The sequence below is a fragment of the Ruegeria sp. HKCCD3925 genome (assembly GCF_057221175.1).
In genome coordinates, this window is the sequence record NZ_JBWVBI010000008.1 from 130644 (window position 1) to 153894 (window position 23251).

The window sequence follows — 23251 nt, forward strand, 5'->3', positions numbered from 1 at the left end:
GATCGCATCTTAGATGCGGTGCTGACAGGCGGGAGCCCTGGTTGCTACAGCACCCAGACATCCATCGGGGCTGTAACACCGCGAACAGGCTGGTCCGAGTACTGTGCAAACCCGGTCATCATGTCTTGCGCATTTGGCGTCTCGCTTAGGGCCTGAGACCGCAATGCATCACTGACAATGATGCGCGCTTGAAAATCGCGCGTCAGGGCCTCTAGCTTCGCGGCAACATTCACCGCATCGCCGATCACTGCAAATTCCAGCCGGTTTGCACCGATATCCCCCAGTACGACCGAGCCATAATGAACCCCGACCCCGATCTGAATCTCTGGCTCACCCGCGCGCTTGCGCTCCAAATTCCAACGGTCGATCATCTCGACCATGGACCGCGCGCACGCCAGTGCATTGCTTGCATCCAGCTCTCCGGGTACGGGGGTTCCAAACGTGGCCATCAGCCCATCGCCCAAGTATTTGTCGAGTGTTCCGTGATGGCGAAACACCTCGGTCTCCATTCGGGCGTGGAAACCACGCAAAACTTCAATAACCTCATATGGATCACGGCCAGCCGAAAACTTGGTGAAGCCAACGATGTCGATAAATAGAACCGCGATATCCTCTTTGCGGACCTGCTTCAGAGGTTCGTCGTTCTGGCTCAGCTCATCCACCACATTCGGCGAAAAGTATCGAGACAGATTCGCGCGTTCACGTTCAAGCCCAGCATTGGACATCAGCAAGCGATTGAGGCGGCGCATCGACACCCCAAGCGTCACTGCGACCATGACAAAAACGATCACCTGCTGGATGCGTAGGGTTGGCATGAAACTGTTGGGATCCATGAACTCGGCCACATCCGGGTAGCCTGACAAAGCCTCGGCCACACGCTCGCTAATCCCAGGGATCGGGGTGGCGACCCACCAAGCGATCACCCATCCAGCCGTCCACATCATCGCCGTCCACGAACCGATCGCAATGACAGTGCGCCAGGAATAGGCAAGCGTCCCTGCTGCCAGGATAATGAAGAAATACTGAAAATTGTCGAACCGATACTGCATCGCCAGTGGTCGCACATCGTCGCTGAACGGGTTGGGCACAATCATCCCCAGCGTCATGATCAGCAGATCGACGAAGATCAAAAGCAACTCGGTCCGGGATTGCCCCACACGACCCGCGCGTTGGATCAGCCAACCATTGGCGCAGATCAGAAGCAGGATGAAATGGTACCATAGGACCTCCCACTGGGGATTCAGATAGATCAGCAACAGCCCGGTCAACGCCATCGCGATCCAGCGTGCACGAACAGCCAGTTCAAGCCCCTCTCGCTTGTGTCGTTCCAGTGCTGCCTCGGTATATTTGTTGTCCAGATCGAAGTTGTCCGGTTGCGTAACAAAGAACCGGCTAAGGCGGGATTGACTGGCGGTGGTCTCGGTCATTGCCTTTATCTCCCAAATGGGCTGTCAGGGGCTGCCCTATGCAATCATCTCACAGGCAAAAACAAAAGACCCCGCCGGTAACGGCGGGGCAAGGCGTAGTGCCTTGTGTCAGGCCACAGGCACCGGCGGTATTCAGTTATGCAATTCGGCCCTGATCTGCTGACGCAACACGTCGATGGGCACGGTTTTGCCATCGCGTTTGAAGCACCAATAGGTCCAGCCGTTACAAGACGGTGCATTTTCCAGATGCGCGCCAACCTGATGGATTGAACCTTTGACGTTCTGCCCTACCAGAGTCCCGTCGGCGCGGACCTTGGCTTTATGGCGTTGGTTCATCGAATACAGTTCCTCACCCGGGCGCAGCATGCCGCGTTCGACCAATTGGCCAAAGGGCACGCGCGGCTCAGCGCGCTTGCTGGCGCTGACTTCCAACGCTTCGCGGTCAAACTTACGGACCTTTGAGATACGCTTTTCAGCCACCTTGCGATAACTTTCTTCGCGCTCAATCCCAATGAACTCACGCCCCAGCATTTTCGCTACAGCACCTGTGGTGCCCGTGCCAAAGAACGGATCCAGCACCACGTCACCGGGATTGGTCGAGCCAATCAGGACACGATGCAGCAGTGATTCCGGTTTCTGTGTCGGGTGCGCCTTATCGCCGTTTTCGTCCTTGAGTCGTTCATGCCCGGTGCAGATCGGCAGTACCCAATCGCTGCGCATCTGCACACCTTCGTTCAGCGCTTTCAGTGCTTCGTAGTTAAACGTGTATTTGGCCCCTTCGCGCTTGGACGCCCAGATCATTGTTTCATGCGCATTGGTAAACCGCTTGCCACGGAAGTTTGGCATCGGGTTGGATTTACGCCACACAACGTCGTTCAGAATCCAATAACCCGCATCCTGCAGGGCGGAACCCACGCGGAAAATGTTGTGATAAGACCCAATCACCCAGATCGCACCATTGGGCTTCAGCAGACGATGCGCAGCCTTCAACCATTCCCGCGTGAACTGGTCATAAGCCCCAAAGCTGCTGAACTGATCCCAGTGATCATCGACCGCATCGACCTGAGAATTATCGGGCCTGTGCAATTGACCTTTCAACTGTAAATTATACGGGGGGTCCGCAAAAATCAGGTCAATCGACGCCTCGGGCAGACTGTTCATCGCCTCGATGCAGTCACCGGATAGAATCGTGTTTAAAGGGAGCGCGGCTGCGCCCTTTGTCTTGATTGTGGTCATATCACTGCCTCAGTTCCACGGCGCTTTTGCGCTCATTTGGTTGAGACAAGGATGAGTCAAAGATGATTCGCCGTCAATTTCTTTTTTGAATCAGCGACTTACGATTTACTCTTGATACAAGATATTGTGGACCGGTTTGAACGAACGTCTATGGTGTGGGGTCACGCCAAGATTTTGCAACGCCTCGCGGTGCTGTTTTGTCGGATATCCGGCATTCGCCTCCCACCCATAGCCGGGATGCTGTTGCGCCAAATCCACCATCAGCTGATCACGCCAGATTTTTGCAATGATCGATGCTGCCGAAATCGACACCGACCGTGCGTCGCCCTTCACCACCGCCTGCGAGGGCAATTTCATACCGCGCGGGATCATGTTGCCATCAATCAGCAAGAAATCCGGAGCCGGGTCCAGCGCAGCTACCGCGCGTACCATCGCCAGATGCGAGGCGCGCAGGATGTTATGCTCATCGATCTCTGCAACCGTGGCTTCGGCCACCGCGACCTCTGCCCGGTCGCGCAATATCTCATCCAAACCGCCGCGACGCTTGGCCGTCAGTTTTTTTGAATCGTTCAACCCAGCAGGAATGTCATCCGGGTTCAAAATAACCGCTGCGGCCACAACCGGGCCGGCCAGCGGACCGCGCCCAACCTCATCCACCCCGGCAATTCGGGTATATCCGCGTGCTAGCAAAGCCCGTTCGAGTTCATAATCAGGTGTCGTCATACCCTTGGCAAATCGCGTTTCGTAGCGCTTCGCAAGAAAAAAGAGAGGGCAGCTTGCGCCACCCTCTCCCGCGCGGCGCTTCTATGGCGCCACTCCTGCTCGAAACCTGTTACTGGTAAACGACGCGGTATCCTTTCTGGCGCAGGCAGGCGGGTTCGTATGCCCGTTTTACCTTTTTACCATTCCAGAAACCAACCTTGCATTGGTGTGGCAGGCTATCGGCATGTTTATAGTACTTCTTCAGGCAATTTGGCCCAAGCAGCGGACGCTTGTTCGAATAGGCATTGAACGTGCGCAGGCAACGCTGCGGTAGGTCATACCGCGCCACCCGCTTTGGCAACGGGCGTACAGCATGTTTTTTCTTGGCCTTCTTCGCCTTGGCTTCAGCCTGCTTGTGACGCTTGCGGCGCTCTGCCTCTTCGTCGCGCTTTTTCTCCTGATGATAGTGGTTGACCGCAGCACCTATGAGCGCGATCGCAGCCAATCCGCCGAGAATATCTCGGGTATCTGCCGCCCGTGCCTGCGACGCTGAGATCCCCGTAATGGCGACGGCGGTTGCTATGATCAGAGCGATAAATTTCCGGTGCATGATGCGTGTCCTTTCGGATAATGGGCAGGCCGGTTACCGACCGCGAATTTGATAACCTGACACTGCGACCACCCCGTTCAGACAAGCAATAACGGCATACTGTTATTCAATATCAGCACCACAAACCCCCTGAGGTTATTGAATATCCACCCAACCCATGCGCAGGATGCAGCCCATGAAACAGATCCTCTCTTCTCTGGCTCTGACGGCCCTGATATCGGTTGGGTCGCAAGCCATCGCGGCAGATTGCTATGCCGACTACAAGGCCAAGCAGGACAATCCCTTACGCCTGCACTATGGCGTCATGCAGGTCTCAAACTGCGATAAAGGCTCGGCCCGGAAAGAAGTCGCCAAGCGGCTGAAATCAAACGGCTGGACCCTGCTGAACGTGATGACCGTTTTCGAGGCGGGTGGATTGGATCAAAGGAAGGCCAATGCCGGAAAATACTATCTCCGTTACTGAGGCGCGTCGTTCGGGGGTTCGGCTGGTTGGTCTGGGGATTGCGGCAATCGTCGCGATCCTGGTGACTGCAGCGGTTTTCCTGTTCTGGACGCTACCGGACGCAAATGCCTTCAACGCGCGGGTTGAACGGCTGTTTGTCGAGGCTGACCTGACCTCGCAATCGGAAATCCGTCTGCTCGAGATTCTGGCGCAATCGGGCACCGCCTTTGCCGATACGCTATCCAGCTATCGAATGGTCATCTTCGTGCTGTTGGTCTTTGCCAGCGCCATGCTGATCACCGCGCTTGTTTTTCTGGTCATGCTGGTTCTGCTGAACCGCCGCATGGCCCAGATTGAACGGACGGGGATCCAGGTAACATCCCTGCTGATCAGCCGTGAAGAGAATACCGTTTATCTCAACAACATGGATTTTAAGTTGACCCCCGCCGCGATGGAAACGCTTTCAGTTCTGGCTGAATCCCGGCTTGATGACGAGGTCCTGTCGGGTGCCCAGATCGAAGCGATGATCTCGGGCAGAAACGCTGCAGATTGCGATGAGGCCGCTGGGGCAACCCGGATCAAACGCCTGCGCGACGCCTTGGGAAATCAGATGGTCAGTGAGCTGCTGGTGAAGAACATCGCCAAGAAGGGCTATATGCTGTCGATTGAGAAAGACGTTATTCAAATGGTCTGAGGATGCCATTGCGGTAAAATCTACGTGCGCATCTTGGAATTCTCGCCCTCAAGACCCATGATATACGGGCTTGGCCAAGGGAGGTTGCAGATGAACGTCCATGCCACACCGAATGTCAAAGGCTATGGGATATCCGTTGAGCCGCTGCAGGGACGGATCGCGATCTACCGTGGTGATATACTCCTGGCCGAAAGCCACAACGCCAAAGTGATGTACGAAACGCGGCTACCTCCCGCGATCTATGTTCCGCGCGAAGACCTGTGCGTCGAACTCAGCCCTGAGACCGAATTGCAGACGTTCTGCCCCTTCAAGGGTACCGCAACCTATCACGACATTAGCCTACCGGAAGAGCGCCTTACGAACTCGATTTGGGCTTATGAAGACGCCTTCCCTGAAAGCGCGGCCATTCAGGGCCATATTGGATTCATGCCGGATACCGCGACGCGGATCGACCTCGGCGACAACCAACTGCGTCAACCCGACGATGGCAATATCAGCGGCCCCCTGATCGATTGGCTGATGCGCGGTGCGTCCGAAATTAGCACTCCTGATGCCTTTACAAAAACGCTGGCCGAGAAAATGCTGGAACATGGCATCGCTATTCAACGCCTAAGCATTCTGGTCTGGTCGCTGCATCCGCTGATCGCAGGCAAACACTATATCTGGGAGAAAGACTCGGCTGAGATTTCGACTCACACTCCGACCTATGAAATTCATGATCACCCTGCTTTTACCAATAGCCCTCTGCGTCACGTTTCAAACGGGTTGGGTGGTGTCCGCCAGCGCCTGAACAACGACAATCCGCATAACAGCTTTCCGATCATCGAAGACCTGCGCGCAAAAGGGGCCACCGATTACGTTGCCATGCCACTGCCTTTCTCGGATGGGCGGACGAATGTCCTGACCCTGACTTGCGATCATCCCGATGGGTTCACGACTGAGAATCTGGGTCTGGTTTTTGAATGCTCTACTGTCATCGCGCGGTTCTACGAGGTCTTCATGCAGCGCGAAAACGCGCAGGTTCTGCTGGAAACCTATGTAGGCAAGCGCAGCGGTGCGCGCGTTCTGGGGGGCGAGATTCGCCGCGGTGATGGCGATGACATAGATGCGGCGATCATGTTTTGCGATCTTCGAAATTCAACCGCATTGGAAGAAAAACTGGGGCGTGATGACTATATCGAGCTACTGAATGCGTTTTTTGAGACAGTTTCAGGGATCGTGCACGACCATGACGGAGAAGTTCTGAAATTCATCGGCGACGCTGTTCTTGCCGTCTTCCCGGCGGGTGACGATGCCGCCAAAGCCCGATCCAGCGCGCAGCTTTCGGCAACTGAGATCGTAGAAAAACTGGGTGAATTGCGCAGTGACGGAAGTGATCATGATTTCGACTGCTCGATTGGTGTCGCCTATGGCCGCGTCACCTATGGCAATGTGGGCTCACGCGAACGGTTGGACTTTACCGTGATCGGTCAGGCCGCCAATGTCGCTGCCAGATTGGGCGAATATGGCAAAACCGTCGGACATAGAATTGTTGTCTCGCAAGATATCGAACCTGTTTGCAAACAGGCGATCCCTTTAGGGGCGATCAAGCTGCACAACGTCTCGCAACCGATCAAATCATTTGCCCTGCAAACCTCAGCCGATGCCTGATTTGACAGTTTACTTCGCAAGAGTTGAACCTCAAATTGTGCCACCCACTATCTCGCTATCTCGGATCGGTCAACCTATGGCCTTGCGCGAGATACCGTACACACCGTGTCTGGTTGACATCAATGGTTCAAAAACCACCGCCCAGCAGGATCAGAGCCGTCTGCGCAGGTGAGATCGACTGTTGGATTTGATTGATCTGATTGCGGGCCGAATACGTGTCGGTCAGCTTTTCGATTGCCTCACTTTCAGTGAACTGCGCCAGATCGGATGAACCCGTAATACGCTGCAATCGATCTTTGAAAACCTCAAGCTGCTTGTCGATATCCAGTTGCGCAAATGCTGAAGGCAGCCCCAATGCCGTTTCCATCATGCGGCGCAAGGGAGGCAGCCCCATCAGATCAAACCACCTTCTGTCCTCACTGCCACCCTGGCCAGCCAGATCGCGCAATGCATGCTGGGTGTACAACGCGATACGCATCGATTCATCTGCTTCACCAACCGAGATTTCAAAACGCGCAATCAAGTTGTCGTCGGCGATCTTTTCCATGGCGTCCACCAATCCGGTCTTGCGCACATCGCCGGGACCAAGTCCAAAGGCATTGGCAAAATCACGGTACCTGCCGTCGGCCAGCCTGTTCGCAAGCGCATCGTCAGCCTGCGTTCCATCGGACAAGATTTTTTGGACAAAATACCGATTGTCGAGATCACCTTCCAAGCCAAACGCACCCAAAGCCACCTGCAACAACCGTCGGTCCGAAACCAGATCCTCGGCCGTCTGGACCTTGCCAATATTGTCGAGAAAATACCTTGAGTCCCGTTCGTTGATCCCCGAGGTGGAATAGCTTTGAAGCTGCGCATCATAAGTACGCTGCAAAAAGCGCCAGCCAACTAGCCCACTTGATGGTATGACCGGCTGAAAGGTCACTGCTGATATGCCATCAGACGTTCTTCGCGCGGCAACAGTGAACGCAAAGCCTTCAAACACTTATAATATTGCTCTGCCACCAACGCTTCAGTTGCGTTGGCCAGGACCCGGCGACTGTCGGCATCCGTGAAAACCTGGCTCAGTTCTTCCACGCGCCGCAGAAGTTGCTGGCGCGCCTGCTCAGGTTCGGTATCGCCTGACAGAACCAACTGCGCGGCATAGCAGACACGGCGTACCGGCGTGTTGACCTCTTCCGGGTGAATGGCATCGCGCAGGCGCAGGACATTTGCCTGAGGTGTCATGATCGAAAACCGACTGCGTCGATCCCCGTTTTCGATTACAACACCATTGATCAGAACCCGTTCCTTTGGGGCAAGTTTCAGGACCAGACCCCCCATCAGTTGCCCCTCATTTGACGTAGCCCGCGCAACACGGCCATGTTGATCTCAAGCAGCGGCTCAACGGTCGCCTTGTTCGCCAGCACCTGGCTGCTGTGTTGTTCGGTAAACTCAGCCAAATAGAAAATCCGCGCCCGCAGATTGCTCGGCAGCCCGTTATCCGCATCCGCCACATCGGTTGCCAGCACAGTCCACAGGCGGCGATTTTCGTGCAAGGCTTGAACGAACCCTCGGAAATCAGCCGTTTTCCGCGTGGAAGCAGCCTTCAACCGATGTGTAATCCTGGAAATCGCCTCATACTCTGTATCCCGAGGTGTTCGCGTCGGTGCAGCAGATTGCGCATAAGCGCGGTGAGCAAGCGTTTGCGGTGTCACTTGAAATCCTTCCAATTGTCCTTCAACGGGCGATCAAGTCCGGGGCACGGCGTGCGTGCCCCGGATCAGTTCCAAAGTTAACGGAACAGCGACAGGATGGACTGTGGCGCCTGGTTCGCGATCGATAGCGATTGGGTTGCCAGCTGTTGCTGGACCTGCAACGCTTGTAGTCGCGCCGAGGTTTCTTCCATGTCAGCGTCAACCAACGAGCCGATACCGGATTTGAACGAGTCAGACAGGTTCGAGATGAACTCTTTCTGGGTCTCGATCCGACCCTGCGCCGAACCAAAAGCCGCCGAGGCATCAATCGCAGTATCGATGAGGCCTTCGATCGCGCCAAGCGCTGCGGATGCGCCGGCAGAAGTCGACACATCAATCGAGGCCAGAGCGCCTAGACCGCCAGAGTTCGCATTGGCATATTGACCGCTGATCTGCAGCGAATCTGACCCTTCGTTGGTGATATCGAGTTGCGCAGCATTCGTACCCGGATCATAGACGACCGAAACATTGGCATCCGAAGCTTCGATGGCAGCTTTTAGCCCCGCAGCGATGATCTCTTCGGGCGCGTTGCCTGCGGCGATATCCTCAGCCCGGACTGTATAAGACGCGACATCGTCGCCCAGTCGGACCGTGAAAGTATCGCCAGCGGACAATGTGCCCGGATCAGCGATCACGATGCTTCCATCATCATCGCTTCCGCCGTTTCCATCCAACGAAAATCCGAATGCGTCGGCCGTATCCGCGGTGACCCCGTCAGTTCCAGTGAACACGTCGGCAGCAGTGTAACCACCTGTCGACAGGTTTTGCGCCGATACGCTAATGGAAGACGCTGTCACATTGCCTGCATTGTCTCGATCCAAAGAGGACAGAATGCTTGCGCCAGCCCCACCGTTCACCAGATTGAGGCCGTTGAACTGGGCAGCGCCGACAACCGATTCGATCTGATCCCTAAGCGCGGCCACATCGGTGTTGATCTTAGCACGATCAACGTTGTCTTCCTGCGCCGCAACGATCTTGCCTTTCATCTGGTTCAGCAGATCCGTCACAGTTTCTGAGGCGTTTCGTGCAACTGCGACAGTGGATTCACCCAAGGCCAGGCTGTCCTTGATCGCATTGAAGCCGTTGACGTCTGATTCCATCACCTTCGAGATGGCCCAGACAGCCGAGTTATCCTTGGCTGTAGCCACATCCTTGCCGGTCGAGATCGCGTTTTGCGTCTGTGCGAGGTTCTTGTTGACCGATTTGAGAGTTTGCAGCGCAACCATTGCGCCATTGTTCGTCAGAATGCTGGACATATTTGTCATCCTCTTAGCGTTCGGGCGCGTTTGACGCCCATGTTGGACCCACCAAACCGGCAGGCATTCTGTCGTTCTGACCTGTGCGTCGTGCCTTGTGGCCTTCGCGCCACCCGTTGTTTCAGGTGCATCGCCACATTTGCCCCCGATCTCCTAACGGAGTGCTAAGACGGGCAAATCCGAAATCTCGGATTTGAATCAAACCTGATGCTATGCCCGTTTTTCCAGCTTTGCCCGCGATCGCAAGGCAAACCCACTACGCTGCCCCGAGGCGTCATAAGTGCTGAACTCCTGCCGGACCTGTTTCAGTTCCGCCATTCGGTCCGCCACAGCCCGAATACCCTCGGCCGCACTGTTCAAAAGGGCTTGGTTGCGCACGACCTTCTTCTGGATCCGGATCAGATCATCGCTTTCCAACACCTGCAGATCATTTATTGCACCGATCAAGTTCTCTTTTTCAGGCACCAATCGATCCAGATCGGTCAAATCCCCCTGGACCAGCGCTGTGCGCTCCAGATCCAAAAGGTCTTCCAGTGCATGAATCGGATCTTTATTCATCGGACTTCTCCATCATTGCATTGAACAAAATTTCCGAAAGGCCGATTCCACCCGCCTTTGCCATTTGCTGTGCCTGCTGTTGCACCAGAAACGAAGCAAACTGATCTTCGCCTGCACCACCGCCAAAGGAACTTCGTGCTTGGCCGAGTCCTGCTGACTTGAGCATTTCAGCCAGAAAAGCGGCCTCCAGCTCAACAGAGGCGGCTTTCAGCTTCTGTGGAATCTGGGCGGAGTGCATGGTCGCACTGGTAGATGTAATCGTCATCGGATTCTCCGAAAATTGCTATGAACTTTCTCGATCAAAGGGGAAAGCGGTTAAAATAAACGTAACTTCCTGTGGGCACAGTGCCGGCCAGATCAAAGAAACCCCGGAGCGAAAAATGACCAACCCGCTGACGATCATGTCGCCTGCATCTGCCACGGGTGACAAACCGGGGGCATCTCAGGGTAAAGAGCGTGATACCAAAGGTGGGTTTGCCTTTGAGGAAGTGCTCAATGAGGATGTCGAACAAATCGAATTGAAGGATGTAGATCCGTTTGTGGCTGATTCAAACCTGCCATCCGAACAATCAGAAATTCCATCTGTTTCTACGGCAGATTCAACTGAGACAATCAAAACCGACGAACTAGAGCCCGCCCAACTGCAGGTGGCTGCGCAAGAGGTCGCAAATGCGCCGAAACACCAAGCGGATTTTGCCGTCGGTGAGACGAACCATGTTGCCGCTCCGCCCAGCCCGGTACCGCAAATTTCGCAGTTGGCCTCTGAAAATTCAACGCTAAGACAAAATGCAGGCTCACCCGAAGCGGCTGCCCCAAGGCCTGACGCAAACGTGCTTCGAGCGCCAACCCAAGTTCCGATCCTTGATGTTAGCGGAAATGGATATCTACACCATAGGCCGGCCTCACACGCGCTAAATGCTAGCTTTATGGGGGATACGTTTTCGAAACTGGAACCGCCAAGTCCCGAACCAGAGGTGCCACTCGTCGCACGCGCAGTTGAGCCTGTAGAGGCTCGAATAACCCGGCAAACTGTCATTTCTGCCGCCTTGAAACCGCAGACAACAGCTTGGAATCTCGACCGGGCTCCGGGCGATGCTATTGCTGAAACGGCGATCAGCGCGGAAGTTGATGACCTTTTTGCAGTCAAAGACACAGCGGTGGGCCACACGATACGCGACACGACGCAAGCGATGCCCATCGCCGCAGCCCGCGCGGAAACGGCACGCACGATTGCGGGGCAACTGGCCGCTTCGATTTCGACCCGACCAAATACCGGTGGCGTTGAAATAGCTCTGAACCCCGAAGAGCTTGGGCGCGTATCAATCACGCTCAACGGTCGAGAAGACGGGTTTCATCTATCGATCGCGGCCGAACGGCCCGAAACACTGGACCTGATGCGGCGACACATTGCGATCCTGTCGGCTGAGTTCGAAAAGCTGGGTTATGGGGATCTGTCGCTTGATCTTAGCATGTCCGGGGACTCGTCCCAGCATGGTGACCCATCAGAGCCTGACCCTTCCTCAGAAACGGTCGAAATGGTTCGCGACGCGGACCATAAGGCACCCATACTTCCGGCTGGCCCTGAACGGGGCCTTGATATGAGGCTTTAATTGATGATTTCAGCGACCAATTCAGTGACCGCAACGGGTGCAAATCCCGGCGCAAACAACAATTCGGAACGCTCGGCACTGACGTCAGATTTCGAGACCTTTCTGCGCATGCTGACCGTGCAGGCGCGCAATCAGGATCCGCTTGAACCTCTGGATTCCTCCGAATATGCCTCTCAGCTGGCGCAGTTCTCGATGGTCGAACAACAAGTCAAAGCCAATGAGCTTCTGTCTGGTCTCGCGCTGACAATGGGGGCAGTCGACCTTAATCAGCTCACCGGGTGGGTTGGGATGAATGTCAAAACCGATGCACCGTTTCGCTTTGTAGATCAGCCTGTTCCGATTTTTGCTCAGGCCGAACCCACTGCCGACCGGGCCGAGTTGGTCATCCGCAACGACCAGGGCACCATTGTCGATCGCATCCCTGTGCCCACCGATAAGGCCGAATTCGAGTGGGCCGGGGTCAGCAGTGCCGGTGATCCCTTTCCCGCTGGCAGTTACTCAGCCACATTGGAGAGCTTCAAAAGAGGTGAGTTACTAACCAGCACGCCCGCATCTGCCTTCGGTCGGGTGGTAGAGGCACAGGCCAGTGAAGGTGGCATCATCCTGAAACTGGAGAGCGGTGCAGAGGTGTCCGCCGAAATGGTCACGCAAATCCGCACGGGTGCTTGATCTAGAAGGCAAGGCGGGCCAAAGCTTGGTGCATCGCGACTCGCCCCCTAAACCGGTATCTCTCCTGTCTGATCATCACCAACCTCCCCCGGGTCTTGTTGCCCAGCTCAGCACCCAAGGTTTGATCCGCCACGACGTGACCTTCGAGGTGTTGTACGGTGGGCGGACCAATCATGTCTGGAAGGTTTTGTCCAGCAATAGTGATGCCGTTCTGAAGTTATACAGCACCGGGTTTCAGAACCCCTTGTTTCGCAACGATGCCCGGCTTGAGTCAGAATGTCTGCGCACGCTCAACAGCTTTGGCTTCGTGCCCAATTTACGTGCCACGGGTTCCTTTGGAGACGATAGCTGGGTCTACTATGACCACGCACCGGGCGTCCCTTGGCAGGACGATGTTTCGGGCGTGGCCCATCTGCTCGGAAGGTTGCACCAAATTCCGGTCAATCTGGACCTCCCTAACGGCTGCAATGGCAGCGAAGATCTGGAACAGCACGCGTGTCAAATTCTGGCTGATTGCCACGCGGAAGAGCGGCGATCGTTGCTTGCAAAAAAACCTCAGGCCCAAGTACCGCCGTTATCCGCGCGGTGCTTGATCCATGGCGATCCGGTCGCGGGAAACATCTTGCAATCGAAAAATGGGCTGACGCTGATCGATTGGCAATGCCCGGCCTTCGGTGACCCATGTGAAGACTTGGCGATATTCCTTTCACCTGCGATGCAGCAACTCTATCGTGGCGCGCCCTTGTCCGAGGCCGAAGAGACGCTGTTTCTTAAGGCCTACGACCAACCCGATATCACCGAACGCTATCTGTCATTGAGGCCTTGGTTTGCCTGGCGCATGGCAGCTTATTGTCTTTGGCGGGCCGAAAATGGTGCGGCTGATTATGCCATTGGGTATGAGCTGGAAGTTGAGGCCTTATAGGTCCGCCAGACCCAGATACGCATAGGCTGGCGGCATGACAGCGCGACGCCAACGGCCAAAAGGAAACCGCCCCGGCGTACCCGCAATAGGGGACGGGATGTCTGCGGATTGCCCCAGCACCAGTCGCGCCAAAGCACGACCGCAATATGTTCCCATCGCCACGCCATTGCCGTGGTAAGCAAATCCTGTAAACATCCCCGGATGCTCAGCAACCGGGCCAACAAAGGGCACGAGGTTGCGGGCAAGGCAAACCAAGCCGGACCACGTATGTGTGACATCGACACTGTTCCAGGCGGGGAATAGCCCCTTGAAATCCCTGAAAGCTTTTTGCCGAATGCGCGCCTCAGCCCCAGGAGATGATAGCAGCCCCCCTCGTGTCCCGAACAGAAATCGTCGATCAGGCATCAATCGGAAATAGTGCAATAAATTACGCGTGTCATAGGCCATCTGATCCGACGTCCAGCCTTGCGCCTGCAGCTCGACATCAGTCAGAGGCCGCGTCACAATAACCGTTGACTGTGCAGGCATATAACGCGCGGCCAACCAGGGCGGCAGATCCTCGCTTGAGTAGCCATTTGTGCACACCAGAACCTTCGAAGCACGAACGTGACCCGCAGGCGAGGTCAGCACGAATCCCGAGGCGGCCTGTTTGATCTGCGTGATCGGGCTGTTCTGGAACAGAGTTGCGCCCTTTGCCTGGGCGGCGCCAGCCAAACCGAACAGATACTTTCGGGGGTTCAGGGCAAAGCCAATTGGCGTTGTATAGCCGCCGAAAAACGCCCCACCCAGCCCGAGGCCCTGCAGATCGTCAATCTCATGTAATTGTCCGGCCGGATCGACCGACCGGCGCAATCGTTCCATCGCGCGCCGTGAATGGGCCAGTTGAGTTTCACCCTTGGAATGCGTTTCGGCGTCGATTTGGTTATCACGCAGAAGGTCAGCAACCAGTGAAACGGCGTCTTCTTCCGCTTGGTAATAGGCCTGCGTTGCCACCTGACCATAGCGACGGGTCAGACCAGCCTTGCTGAGCTTTGACCCGCCCAGACAACAAAAGCCCCCGTTTCGACCGGACGCCCCCCAGCCCGGTGTTTCCGCCTCGAACACAGCGACCGAAACCCCTGCCTCGGACAGATGCAATGCGGCGGACAAGCCGGTAAACCCACCCCCGATGACGGCGACATCAACGCTGATATCGTCTTCGAGCTTTGGCCAAGCAGGGGTCGCGATCGTCTCATCCCACCAACACCCCGCGCGTGGCGCGGGGCCGTAGGCATAATCAGGAAATATACGCCTCATTCAGCGCTTGCCGCGGCCAACTCATCCTGTTTCTGCCTAACCATCGCCCGCTTGGTCACCAGGGACGCGGTAATAACGCCCACCGTGACAACCGTGATCATTAATGTTGACAGCGCATTGATCTCGGGACTGACGCCCAAACGCACAGCCGAGAAAATCTTGATCGGCAAGGTGGTGGCAGAAGGCCCAGATGTAAACGAAGCAATCACTAGGTCATCCAGCGACAGGGTGAAAGCCAGCAGCCATCCTGAAATCACCGCCGGAGCGATGATCGGCAGGGTGACCAAGCGAAACGCCTGCGCAGGAGAACAGCCCAGATCCAGTGCGGCCTCTTCCAACGACCGATCAAAGGTCACAAGACGCGAGGATACGACGACCGAGACAAAACACATCGAAAACGTCGTGTGCGCCAGAACGATGGTCAAGATCCCCCGGTCCAATCCGATGCCAATGAACAACAACAGCAGCGACAGACCCGTGATCACTTCGGGCATCACGAGCGGGGCATAGATCATCCCGGAAAACAGTGTTCGCCCAAAGAACCGCCCACCGCGTACCAGAACATAGGCCGCTGCGGTGCCCAGAATCGTGGCCAGCGTTGATGAGAATACGGCAACGCGCAGCGTGACCCAGGCTGCATCAAGAAAGGCTTCGTTCTGCATCAACTCGCCGTACCATTTGGTCGAAAAACCGGCCCAAACAGTGACAAGCTTGCTTTCGTTGAAGCTGAAGATGATCAGGATGATCATCGGGATATACAGAAAGGCAAATCCCAGCGTCAGTGAGACAGTGTTGAACCAGCTCAGCCTGTTCATTGTTCTGCCTCCGTCTGCTTTTGCTGGTTGCGCTGGAACAGCACAATCGGGATCACGAGGATGAGCAACAGAACCACGGCCACCGCGCTGGCGACGGGCCAATCGCGGTTCGAGAAGAACTCTTCCCACAGCACCTTACCGATCATCAAGGTCCCCGATCCGCCCAGTAGCGAGGGGATTACGAATTCCCCAATCACCGGAATCATCACGAGGAAGCAGCCCGCGATAATACCGGGGCGCGACAAGGGGATTGTGATCAACCAGAATGCCTGCAGTCGCGAACACCCAAGGTCTTCGGCGGCTTCGATCAGCGACCCGTCCATCCGTTCAAGCGACGAATAAATCGGCAGGATCATAAAAGGTAGGTAGGTATAAACGATACCGATATAAACTGCGGTATTCGTGTTCAGAATGGTCAACGGGGTCGAGATGATGCCCGTCCACAGCAACAATTGGTTCAGATAGCCTTCGTTGCTGAGGATACCCATCCATGCGTAGACCCGGATCAGAAACGAAGTCCAGAACGGCAGGATGACCAGCATCATGAATGTAGGTCGCCACTCTTCAGGTGCGCGCGCCATCGCATATGCGATCGGATACCCGACAATCAGCGTCAACACCGTTGAGATCAGCGCGATCTTTACGCTGGACAGATAGGCCTTCCAATAAAGATCATCTTCAGTCAGCCAGACAAAGTTTTCCAGATCAAGCTGGCTGAAGAAATCCCTGATACCCGCCCAACCTGCGGACAGGTCCAGCGTCGGAGTGTAGGGCGGAATGGCAAGTGCGGTGTCTGAAAGCGATATCTTTAGGACGATAAAGAACGGCACCAAGAACAGTGCCAGCAACCAGACATACGGGACAGCGATAAGAACAGCGCGGCGCATCAGTTTTCCAGCAGAACTGCGGCAGTCGCTGTCCAGGACAGCCAAACCGGGTCTTCCCAGGTGAATGAGCGGCGCGAGATACGGCGGGTATTCGCTGTTTGCGCCTTGATGATCGTGCCGTTTGGCAGTTCGACATGATAGGTCGACAAGTTGCCCAGATAGGCGATGTCATGCACCTTGCCCTGAATGGCGTTGATCGCATCGACCGGGCGCTCGGCAGAGATCGCGACCTTTTCAGGCCGGATCGCCAGATGACAGCCCTGACCATTGGACAGTTGGGTCGCAGAAGACGCCGCTAACGGGGGCTGCCCTTCTGCCCACTCGATCTGATAGCTTTCGTCGCCTGCTGCGGTAGCGCGTCCCTCAATGATATTCACATCCCCAATGAAATCAGCAACATAAACCGAGTTTGGCGTCTCATAGATGCGATCTGGGGTTGCCACTTGCATCAGTTTGCCCTGATCCATCACGGCCACTCGGCTGGCAACGGTCATCGCCTCTTCCTGATCGTGCGTCACGATGACAAAGGTCGTGCCGGTTTTTTCCTGAATGTCCATCAACTCGAACTGAGTATCCTGACGGAGTTTCTTATCCAAAGCGCCCAAAGGTTCGTCGAGCAATAGCAGTTTTGGTGCTTTGGCCAATGACCGGGCCAGCGCGACGCGTTGGCGTTGACCACCCGAGATCTGGTGCGGCTTGCGGCGTGCGAACTGTTCCAGCCGGGTTAGGCGCAGCATCTCATCGACCCGCTCTTCCAGATCGCGCTTGGGCATATTGTCCCGGCGCAGGCCAAAGGCGATGTTGTCCCAGATGCTGAGATGAGGAAACAGCGCATACGACTGAAACATCATGTTTACCGCCCGTTTGTTGGGCGGGATCGGGTCGATATCCTGTCCACCCAGAAGGATGTGACCATCGGTGGGGGTTTCGAATCCGGCCAGCATCCGCATCATCGTGGTCTTGCCGCAGCCCGACGGGCCGAGCAACGCAAAGAACTCACGCTCGTAGATATCCAGTGAAAGATTGTCGATTGCGGTGAATGCGCCAAAACGCTTAGTGACGTTCTGGAACTGGATCAAGGGTTTCGCCTGCGGGTCATCCCACGGCGCAAAGACTTCAGAATTCAAGGCGGCCCCCGTTTATCGGTCAGGATAAAAATGGCGCAAGGCAGTGGGCCCGCCTTGCGCTATGATCAGATCAGGTGCCTGATTTCACTTTGGTCCAGAGACGTGTCACCACCCGCTGGGTCTTTGCCGGATAAGGTGTGGTGATGTAGAGGTTCTGCATGGTCGCATCATCCGGATAGATCGCCGGATCACCGATCACGTCCTCTTCAAGAAACTCCTGCGAGGCCTTGTTGCCGTTGGCGTAGTACACATAATTCGACGCCGCAGCCATGTTGTTGGCATCCAAGATAAAGTTCAGGAACTGGTGCGCGCCTTCGGGGTTTGGTGCGTCGACCGGAATAGCCATCTGGTCAAACCACATCAGCGAGCCTTCCGCAAAGGGATGGTATTCAATTTCCACGCCGTTATCCGCTTCTGCCGCACGGTCGCGTGCCTGCAAGATGTCGCCCGACCAGCCGACAGCAACGCAGATATCACCATTGGCGAGCGCATTGATGTATTCCGAGCTATGGAATTTCTGAACATACGGGCGCACACTGGTCAGAATCTCTTCGGTTTTCCCAATTACGTCTGTGTCGTGGCTGTCAGGGTCTTCGCCGATATACTGCAGCACCATCGGAATGATTTCAGACGGTGCGTCGAGGAAATGCACCCCACACGAGGCCAGCTTTTCCATGTTCTCGGGCTTGAGCACCAGATCCATGCTGTTAAGCGCAACATCGTCGCCCAGCACTTCTTTGACCTTGCCGACATTCAACCCGATACCTGTCGTGCCCCACATATAGTTGATCGAGTAGGCGTTGTTGGGGTCATACCCTGCGGTTCGTTCCTGGATCACATCCCATAGGTTGCCTGCATTCGACAGCTTGGCGGCATCCAGTTCCTGGAATGCGCCGGCCTGGATCTGGCGTTGTAGGAACGTGCCTGAAGGCACAACCACATCATAGCCTGACCCACCGGCCAGCATTTTTGTTTCCAAAACCTCGTTGCTGTCGAACACATCGTAGATCAGGGTTAGCCCTGTTTCTTCTTCGAATTTGCTCAGCAGATCTTCGTCAATGTAGTCGGACCAGTTATAGACGCGCACTTCTTCAGCAAACGCGGCCGAAGTCCCCAATGCGACGATCGCTGTCATCCCCAGCGTTTTCAGTTTCATATTTTTCTCCCTGCAACTGTGCGGCCATTTTGACCTTTTTTTGGATTTGATCAAGTTTTGCGTTTCACGACGGTTTCACCTATGGTCGGAATAGGTGAAGATTCTGGCAAGACAGAAACACTTGGATTGGGGCAAACCTTTTGGATTTGATCAAAAATAAAGCAGATACACCTCCGGTAGATGAAGAAAAACGCCCAGCGCACGAGCAGGTCTATCGGACACTGAAATCCCAGATTCTGTTTGGCGATCTCGTGCCCGGGCAGCCGGTCACGATCCAGGGCCTGACTGATTCGCTTGGTGTCGGCATGACTCCGGTGCGCGAGGCGATACGCCGTCTGATTTCCGACGGCGCGCTCATTTTTCAGGGCAATCGTCGCGTGAGCGTCCCGCTGCTTTCAGCCAACGACATCGAGCAGATGATTTTTGCAAGAATTTCAATAGAAACAGAGCTTTCCAGGCGATCCACAAAGAACATATCTATAACCGAGATCGACTATCTTGAGCAGCTGGATCAACGATTGGACAATATGATCGCGGATGGGGACGTAGGGGGTTACCTGCGTTTGAACCACGCCTTTCACCAATCTTTGTATTCCCATGCGGACGCTCCGATACTTGTTGATCTAGCCGAACGGCTATGGCTGCGATTCGGCCCTTCGTTGCGCATCGTTTGCGGTCGCTTCGGCACTCAAAGCCTGCCCGACAGACACAAAGACATTATTGCCGCGCTACGTGAGCGTGATGCAGAAAAGGCCGCGTTAGCGACAGCGCAGGACATTGAGCAGGGTATGGGAATGATGGGCGATGCTTTGCCAAGCACCTAGAAACCAGCGATTCGATTGACAGCATAAAATTTGATCATATTCTATCTGGCAACGACGCTTGCTGGAGAATCCGAGATGTCCACCATCACCAATCACATGCCCACTGCCGAATTGCAGGCGCTGGACGCAGCACACCATTTGCATCCTTTTTCAACCAATGAGGCGCTGGCAGACGAAGGTGTCAGGGTCATCACCCGTGCCAAGGGCGTCTATCTGACCGATAGCGAAGGTCATGAAATTCTGGATGGTATGGCCGGATTGTGGTGCGTAAATATCGGATATGGCCGCAACGAACTGGCCGATGCAGCCGCACGTCAAATGCGCGAGCTGCCGTATTATAATACTTTCTTCAAGACGACTCATACGCCCGCCATTGCACTGGCTGCAAAACTGGCTGAGCTTGCGCCAGGTGATCTGAACCATGTCTTCTTTGCCGGAAGCGGGTCCGAGGCCAACGACACCAACATCCGTCTAGTGCGCACCTATTGGGCCGAAAAAGGTCAGCCGGACAAGAAAATCATCATCAGCCGCAAGAATGCCTATCACGGTTCTTCTGTTGGATCGGCGTCGTTGGGTGGCATGGCAGGAATGCATGCGCAGGGCGGCATTCCAATCCCGAATGTCCACCATATCAACCAGCCGAACTGGTGGGTGGAAGGCGGCGATATGAGCCCCGAGGAATTCGGCCTTGCGCGCGCGCGCGAGCTGGAAGAAGCCATTCAGGAACTGGGCGAAGATCGCGTCGCTGCTTTCATCGCCGAACCTGTGCAGGGCGCAGGCGGCGTGATCATCGCACCCGACACATATTGGCCTGAAATTAAGCGCATCTGCGACAAGTACGATATACTGCTGATCGCGGATGAGGTGATCTGCGGGTTTGGCCGAACCGGCAACTGGTTTGGCTCGCAAACCGTCGGGATCAAACCGCATATCATGACAATCGCCAAGGGCCTTAGCTCAGGCTATGCACCTATTGGCGGATCGATCGTCTGCGACGAAGTCGCCCGTGTCATCAGCGCCACCGAGTTCAACCATGGCTACACCTATTCCGGCCACCCGGTTGCCGCAGCAGTTGCGCTCGAAAATCTGCGCATCCTCGAAGAAGAAAACGTCGTCGATCATGTGCGCAACGTGGCCGCGCCCTATATGAAAAAGAAATGGGACGCATTGGTCGAGCATCCGCTGGTCGGAGAGGCAAAGATCGCAGGCTTGATGGGGTCCATCGCATTAACGCCTGAAAAGGCAAGCCGAGCCAAGTTCGCATCAGATCCCGGCACGATCGGATATATCTGCCGCGAACATTGCTTCAAAAACAATCTGATCATGCGTCATGTGGACGACCGCTTGGTCATCTCTCCGCCGCTGGTCATTACCCCGGCCGAAATCGACGAGATGTTCGTGCGCATTCAAAAATCGTTGGATGATGCGTTGGTTGAAATCAACGAAAAAGGTCTGATGAAGCCTGCGTCCTGATCATTAGATCATGGGCGACCCAATTGGGTCGCCCTGATTATCAGCGCATCCTTTCCAGCAGGCCGAGCGACGGGTATCCATCCGGGATCAACCCCTGAGCAACCTGAAACGCGCGCACCGCGTTAATCGTATTTGGCCCGGTGCGCCCATCGATCCCTTGTGTATCGAAGCCCGCCTGAGTCAGCCGACGCTGTAGTTCTTTCTTTTCAGTAAAGCTCAATACGCGATCGCCACGCGGCCAATCGGCCTCAAACGGAGAGCCTCCTGCAAGCCGGTCGGACAGATGCCCGATGCCGATCACATAGGCATCGGCGCCGTTGTAGGCCTCGATCACTTTGAAATTATTGAAGATCATCAGGGCGACACCCCGACCACCAGCCGGTAACAGAATTGCCGCTTGACCGTGATCGGGCACTGCCTTGCCCGAGTAAGCAAGAACCCCACGGGCCGCCCATTCCGACGGCATCAGAGTGAAATCTCGCCGCGCGTTGGCGTAGTCAAAGTCGGATGGTAGTTGCACTTCGACCCCCCAAGGTTGGCCTTTGGTCCATCCATGTTTTGCCAAATAAGAAGCGGCTGATGCTAAGGCATCAGTTGGATTATCCGACCAGATCTCGCGACGCCCATCTCCATCGAAATCAACCGCGAAATCAAGAAACGAGGTCGGCATGAACTGTGTATGCCCCATCGCCCCAGCCCAACTGCCTACCATATTCTCAGGGTCGACATCCCCTGCCTGCAGTATCTGCAACGCGGCGATCAGCTGTTCCTCAAAAAAGCTTGCTCGTCGAGCATCAAAGGCCAAAGTCGCCAGCGACCGAATGGTTTGCTTGCTTCCTCGGTAGGTGCCGAACGAAGTCTCAAGACCCCAGATCGCGGTCACGACCTCTTTTTCGACGCCGTACTGGGCTTCGATCCGGGTCAAAGTCTCGCGGTGCTTGTCTAGTCCAACGCGACCGTTGGAAATCCGCGTTTTTGAAACCGCTCCGTCCAGATATTCCCAGATCGGTTTGGAAAACTCCGCCTGATTGCGATCGCGTTTGATGATGTCACTGTCATAGGTCACCCCAGCCAACGCCCGATCCAGCGTATTGACCGAGATGCCCTGCTCTTGCGCCCGCTTGCGAAATGCCCCCAGCCAAGCCTGAAATCGGGCATTCCCGTCTGCCGATACACGTTGCACCTCGACCTTAGGCCGCAGCACGGGCCGTACCGAGACCGTCACATCCGCCGAGGCCAGTTGCACATTGTCGACCATAGGTCGGGCCAGAGGCCGTATCGAATTTTCTGTTGTATCCGCCTGCACGATGGATGCCCATAATGCGGCGGTCATAACGCCACCTACACACTTACGCATTCCGTTTTATCCTGATTACTGCTCAGAGCCGATGATAGCGCACAATCGGGATTTCTCAAAACGCAGAACGTCAGGTTTCCTGATCCTGTTCCTCACGTTCCGCGCGAATACGCGCAATGGCATCACGCAACAGCGATACGCGATTGGGTCGGAAGCTATCCTCGGTCACATCCATGCCCTGCATACGATCCAGCCGAAACACTCGGAAATCCTGTCGCAGGTGGCACCAACTCAGCAATACGCTGGCACGGTCCATATAGACGATGCTCAGCGGATTGACCCGACGACGGGTGTCTGCGCCTTTGACATCGGTATAGGCGAACTCGATCACGCGTTCATCCCACGCGGCTTGGCGTAAAATGGCAACGTCAATTGTTGGCACGGCTGGCCTGTCAAATCGCGTGGCGGTCAGAACAGCATGGCTCAGCCGATGCGACTGGCGCTGCGGCAACCGGCCCTGCAGCTTGCGTAGGGCCGCGCTTGCGGCATCCGACAGCGCCGGGTCACCAATCAGCTGCACCTCGCGCAAGCCCAGAACCAACGCTTCAAGCTCATCATTGGTAAAACCCAGCGGCGGTAGGGTCGCATCCTCGATTAGGGTGAACCCGAACCCGGCCTCTCCGTCGATTATCGCCCCGAGACCACGCAATGCATCGATATCCCGGTGCACTGTGCGCGGCGAAACGCCTAAATCCTGCGCCAATTGAACCGACGTTCTGGGCGAGGGGCCAGATCGTAGGGCCTGCATCAACTGAAAAAGACGGGCGGTGCGGGACATAGTATAGTCTACTCTAAGCCTAATGT

Annotated in this window: 25 protein-coding genes; 8 read left to right on the forward strand and 17 right to left on the reverse strand. The window is 55.6% G+C overall.

The window, feature by feature from the left end; genetic code table 11:
* Positions 1 to 44: 44 nt before the first annotated feature.
* The 4 genes from AC2TEM_RS18515 to AC2TEM_RS18530 all read right to left on the reverse strand — a co-directional run bounded on the left by AC2TEM_RS18515 (position 45) and on the right by AC2TEM_RS18530 (position 3975).
* Entirely contained in the window at positions 45 to 1427 is a 1383-nt protein-coding gene (locus AC2TEM_RS18515; protein ID WP_170425881.1) for an adenylate/guanylate cyclase domain-containing protein, read from the reverse strand.
* A gap of 132 nt (positions 1428 to 1559) precedes the next feature.
* On the reverse strand, positions 1560 to 2663 hold the full coding sequence (locus tag AC2TEM_RS18520; protein WP_170406740.1) for a site-specific DNA-methyltransferase: 1104 nt from the start codon (positions 2661 to 2663) through the stop codon (positions 1560 to 1562).
* A gap of 105 nt (positions 2664 to 2768) precedes the next feature.
* The gene (locus tag AC2TEM_RS18525) at positions 2769 to 3386 is read right to left on the reverse strand and encodes a ribonuclease HII (RefSeq protein ID WP_170406743.1); all 618 of its coding nucleotides are present in this window, start codon (positions 3384 to 3386) and stop codon (positions 2769 to 2771) included.
* 109 nt (positions 3387 to 3495) lie between these two features.
* Positions 3496 to 3975 carry a hypothetical protein gene (locus AC2TEM_RS18530; RefSeq protein ID WP_170425883.1) on the reverse strand — a complete coding sequence of 160 codons (480 nt, stop codon included), beginning with the start codon at positions 3973 to 3975 and terminating at the stop codon, positions 3496 to 3498.
* 175 nt (positions 3976 to 4150) lie between these two features.
* Here AC2TEM_RS18530 and AC2TEM_RS18535 point away from each other — a divergent pair, with 175 nt between their 5' ends.
* The 3 genes from AC2TEM_RS18535 (at position 4151) to AC2TEM_RS18545 (ending at position 6761) form a co-directional block, all read left to right on the forward strand.
* Positions 4151 to 4438, forward strand: coding sequence for a hypothetical protein (locus AC2TEM_RS18535; protein ID WP_170425885.1), 288 nt, complete (start codon positions 4151 to 4153; stop codon positions 4436 to 4438).
* On the forward strand, positions 4410 to 5111 hold the full coding sequence (locus tag AC2TEM_RS18540; RefSeq protein WP_170398951.1) for a winged helix-turn-helix domain-containing protein: 702 nt from the start codon (positions 4410 to 4412) through the stop codon (positions 5109 to 5111). Before AC2TEM_RS18535 ends, AC2TEM_RS18540 begins: the two co-directional genes overlap by 29 nt.
* Positions 5112 to 5201: 90 nt before the next feature.
* Entirely contained in the window at positions 5202 to 6761 is a 1560-nt protein-coding gene (locus tag AC2TEM_RS18545; RefSeq protein ID WP_170609203.1) for a DUF427 domain-containing protein, read from the forward strand.
* A 127-nt stretch (positions 6762 to 6888) separates the two neighbouring features.
* Here AC2TEM_RS18545 and AC2TEM_RS18550 read toward each other — a convergent pair whose 3' ends face one another.
* From AC2TEM_RS18550 to AC2TEM_RS18575, 6 genes are all read right to left on the reverse strand, one after another.
* A complete protein-coding gene (locus tag AC2TEM_RS18550) occupies positions 6889 to 7686 on the reverse strand; it encodes a DUF1217 domain-containing protein (protein WP_170609204.1) in 798 nt (265 codons plus the stop codon).
* On the reverse strand, positions 7683 to 8084 hold the full coding sequence (gene flbT, locus AC2TEM_RS18555) for a flagellar biosynthesis repressor FlbT (protein ID WP_170398959.1): 402 nt from the start codon (positions 8082 to 8084) through the stop codon (positions 7683 to 7685). The genes AC2TEM_RS18550 and flbT overlap by 4 nt, the downstream gene beginning before the upstream one ends.
* Positions 8084 to 8458: a flagellar biosynthesis regulator FlaF gene (gene flaF / locus AC2TEM_RS18560; protein WP_170425892.1), complete on the reverse strand. Its 375-nt coding sequence runs from the start codon at positions 8456 to 8458 to the stop codon at positions 8084 to 8086. Before flaF ends, flbT begins: the two co-directional genes overlap by 1 nt.
* 77 nt (positions 8459 to 8535) lie before the next feature.
* Positions 8536 to 9753 (reverse strand): flagellin N-terminal helical domain-containing protein, encoded by a 1218-nt coding sequence (locus tag AC2TEM_RS18565; RefSeq protein WP_170406757.1) that lies wholly within the window; start codon positions 9751 to 9753, stop codon positions 8536 to 8538.
* 210 nt (positions 9754 to 9963) lie between these two features.
* A complete protein-coding gene (locus tag AC2TEM_RS18570; protein ID WP_170425894.1) occupies positions 9964 to 10311 on the reverse strand; it encodes a flagellar biosynthesis protein FlgN in 348 nt (115 codons plus the stop codon).
* Positions 10304 to 10576, reverse strand: coding sequence for a rod-binding protein (locus AC2TEM_RS18575; protein ID WP_170425896.1), 273 nt, complete (start codon positions 10574 to 10576; stop codon positions 10304 to 10306). The genes AC2TEM_RS18570 and AC2TEM_RS18575 overlap by 8 nt, the downstream gene beginning before the upstream one ends.
* Before the next feature lie 115 nt (positions 10577 to 10691).
* Here AC2TEM_RS18575 and AC2TEM_RS18580 point away from each other — a divergent pair, with 115 nt between their 5' ends.
* The 3 genes from AC2TEM_RS18580 to AC2TEM_RS18590 are packed head-to-tail and all read left to right on the forward strand — an operon-like array spanning position 10692 to position 13512.
* Positions 10692 to 11921 carry a flagellar hook-length control protein FliK gene (locus AC2TEM_RS18580; protein WP_170425898.1) on the forward strand — a complete coding sequence of 410 codons (1230 nt, stop codon included), beginning with the start codon at positions 10692 to 10694 and terminating at the stop codon, positions 11919 to 11921.
* A 3-nt stretch (positions 11922 to 11924) separates the two neighbouring features.
* Complete coding sequence (locus tag AC2TEM_RS18585; protein ID WP_170425900.1) at positions 11925 to 12590, forward strand: flagellar hook capping FlgD N-terminal domain-containing protein; 666 nt, start codon at positions 11925 to 11927, stop codon at positions 12588 to 12590.
* Positions 12583 to 13512: a phosphotransferase family protein gene (locus AC2TEM_RS18590; RefSeq protein ID WP_480856348.1), complete on the forward strand. Its 930-nt coding sequence runs from the start codon at positions 12583 to 12585 to the stop codon at positions 13510 to 13512. The genes AC2TEM_RS18585 and AC2TEM_RS18590 overlap by 8 nt, the downstream gene beginning before the upstream one ends.
* Here the strand turns inward: AC2TEM_RS18590 and AC2TEM_RS18595 are convergent.
* The 5 genes from AC2TEM_RS18595 to AC2TEM_RS18615 form a co-directional block, all read right to left on the reverse strand.
* Entirely contained in the window at positions 13507 to 14808 is a 1302-nt protein-coding gene (locus AC2TEM_RS18595; RefSeq protein ID WP_170425902.1) for an NAD(P)/FAD-dependent oxidoreductase, read from the reverse strand. The two genes, AC2TEM_RS18590 and AC2TEM_RS18595, sit on opposite strands and share 6 nt — an antisense overlap.
* The gene (locus AC2TEM_RS18600) at positions 14805 to 15623 is read right to left on the reverse strand and encodes an ABC transporter permease (protein ID WP_170425904.1); all 819 of its coding nucleotides are present in this window, start codon (positions 15621 to 15623) and stop codon (positions 14805 to 14807) included. The genes AC2TEM_RS18595 and AC2TEM_RS18600 overlap by 4 nt, the downstream gene beginning before the upstream one ends.
* Positions 15620 to 16510: an ABC transporter permease subunit gene (locus tag AC2TEM_RS18605; protein WP_170508943.1), complete on the reverse strand. Its 891-nt coding sequence runs from the start codon at positions 16508 to 16510 to the stop codon at positions 15620 to 15622. Before AC2TEM_RS18605 ends, AC2TEM_RS18600 begins: the two co-directional genes overlap by 4 nt.
* Positions 16510 to 17637, reverse strand: a complete 1128-nt coding sequence (locus AC2TEM_RS18610) for an ABC transporter ATP-binding protein (protein WP_170398990.1) — start codon at positions 17635 to 17637, stop codon at positions 16510 to 16512. Before AC2TEM_RS18610 ends, AC2TEM_RS18605 begins: the two co-directional genes overlap by 1 nt.
* Before the next feature lie 70 nt (positions 17638 to 17707).
* The gene (locus AC2TEM_RS18615) at positions 17708 to 18793 is read right to left on the reverse strand and encodes a polyamine ABC transporter substrate-binding protein (RefSeq protein ID WP_170398992.1); all 1086 of its coding nucleotides are present in this window, start codon (positions 18791 to 18793) and stop codon (positions 17708 to 17710) included.
* 140 nt (positions 18794 to 18933) lie between these two features.
* Here AC2TEM_RS18615 and AC2TEM_RS18620 point away from each other — a divergent pair, with 140 nt between their 5' ends.
* The gene (locus tag AC2TEM_RS18620; RefSeq protein ID WP_170406782.1) at positions 18934 to 19617 is read left to right on the forward strand and encodes a GntR family transcriptional regulator; all 684 of its coding nucleotides are present in this window, start codon (positions 18934 to 18936) and stop codon (positions 19615 to 19617) included.
* A gap of 75 nt (positions 19618 to 19692) precedes the next feature.
* Entirely contained in the window at positions 19693 to 21090 is a 1398-nt protein-coding gene (locus AC2TEM_RS18625) for an aspartate aminotransferase family protein (RefSeq protein ID WP_480856350.1), read from the forward strand.
* 40 nt (positions 21091 to 21130) lie between these two features.
* Here the strand turns inward: AC2TEM_RS18625 and AC2TEM_RS18630 are convergent, their stop codons facing one another.
* Both AC2TEM_RS18630 and AC2TEM_RS18635 read right to left on the reverse strand, forming a co-directional pair.
* Positions 21131 to 22447 (reverse strand): lytic murein transglycosylase, encoded by a 1317-nt coding sequence (locus tag AC2TEM_RS18630; protein WP_480856351.1) that lies wholly within the window; start codon positions 22445 to 22447, stop codon positions 21131 to 21133.
* A gap of 70 nt (positions 22448 to 22517) precedes the next feature.
* Positions 22518 to 23225: a helix-turn-helix transcriptional regulator gene (locus AC2TEM_RS18635; protein ID WP_170818395.1), complete on the reverse strand. Its 708-nt coding sequence runs from the start codon at positions 23223 to 23225 to the stop codon at positions 22518 to 22520.
* Positions 23226 to 23251: the final 26 nt, after the last annotated feature.

Coding starts and splice junctions, on each gene's coding strand:
- AC2TEM_RS18600 (WP_170425904.1), bottom strand. CDS start 15,623: ATGAACAGGCTGAGCTGGTTCAACACTGTCTCACTGACGCTGGGATTT.
- AC2TEM_RS18580 (WP_170425898.1), top strand. CDS start 10,692: ATGACCAACCCGCTGACGATCATGTCGCCTGCATCTGCCACGGGTGAC.
- AC2TEM_RS18630 (WP_480856351.1), bottom strand. CDS start 22,447: ATGCGTAAGTGTGTAGGTGGCGTTATGACCGCCGCATTATGGGCATCC.
- AC2TEM_RS18565 (WP_170406757.1), bottom strand. CDS start 9,753: ATGTCCAGCATTCTGACGAACAATGGCGCAATGGTTGCGCTGCAAACT.
- AC2TEM_RS18615 (WP_170398992.1), bottom strand. CDS start 18,793: ATGAAACTGAAAACGCTGGGGATGACAGCGATCGTCGCATTGGGGACT.
- AC2TEM_RS18635 (WP_170818395.1), bottom strand. CDS start 23,225: ATGTCCCGCACCGCCCGTCTTTTTCAGTTGATGCAGGCCCTACGATCT.
- AC2TEM_RS18535 (WP_170425885.1), top strand. CDS start 4,151: ATGAAACAGATCCTCTCTTCTCTGGCTCTGACGGCCCTGATATCGGTT.
- AC2TEM_RS18545 (WP_170609203.1), top strand. CDS start 5,202: ATGAACGTCCATGCCACACCGAATGTCAAAGGCTATGGGATATCCGTT.
- AC2TEM_RS18585 (WP_170425900.1), top strand. CDS start 11,925: ATGATTTCAGCGACCAATTCAGTGACCGCAACGGGTGCAAATCCCGGC.
- AC2TEM_RS18530 (WP_170425883.1), bottom strand. CDS start 3,975: ATGCACCGGAAATTTATCGCTCTGATCATAGCAACCGCCGTCGCCATT.
- AC2TEM_RS18625 (WP_480856350.1), top strand. CDS start 19,693: ATGTCCACCATCACCAATCACATGCCCACTGCCGAATTGCAGGCGCTG.
- AC2TEM_RS18595 (WP_170425902.1), bottom strand. CDS start 14,808: ATGAGGCGTATATTTCCTGATTATGCCTACGGCCCCGCGCCACGCGCG.
- AC2TEM_RS18520 (WP_170406740.1), bottom strand. CDS start 2,663: ATGACCACAATCAAGACAAAGGGCGCAGCCGCGCTCCCTTTAAACACG.
- AC2TEM_RS18575 (WP_170425896.1), bottom strand. CDS start 10,576: ATGACGATTACATCTACCAGTGCGACCATGCACTCCGCCCAGATTCCA.
- AC2TEM_RS18525 (WP_170406743.1), bottom strand. CDS start 3,386: ATGACGACACCTGATTATGAACTCGAACGGGCTTTGCTAGCACGCGGA.
- AC2TEM_RS18515 (WP_170425881.1), bottom strand. CDS start 1,427: ATGACCGAGACCACCGCCAGTCAATCCCGCCTTAGCCGGTTCTTTGTT.
- flbT (WP_170398959.1), bottom strand. CDS start 8,084: ATGGGGGGTCTGGTCCTGAAACTTGCCCCAAAGGAACGGGTTCTGATC.
- AC2TEM_RS18605 (WP_170508943.1), bottom strand. CDS start 16,510: ATGCGCCGCGCTGTTCTTATCGCTGTCCCGTATGTCTGGTTGCTGGCA.
- AC2TEM_RS18540 (WP_170398951.1), top strand. CDS start 4,410: ATGCCGGAAAATACTATCTCCGTTACTGAGGCGCGTCGTTCGGGGGTT.
- AC2TEM_RS18570 (WP_170425894.1), bottom strand. CDS start 10,311: ATGAATAAAGATCCGATTCATGCACTGGAAGACCTTTTGGATCTGGAG.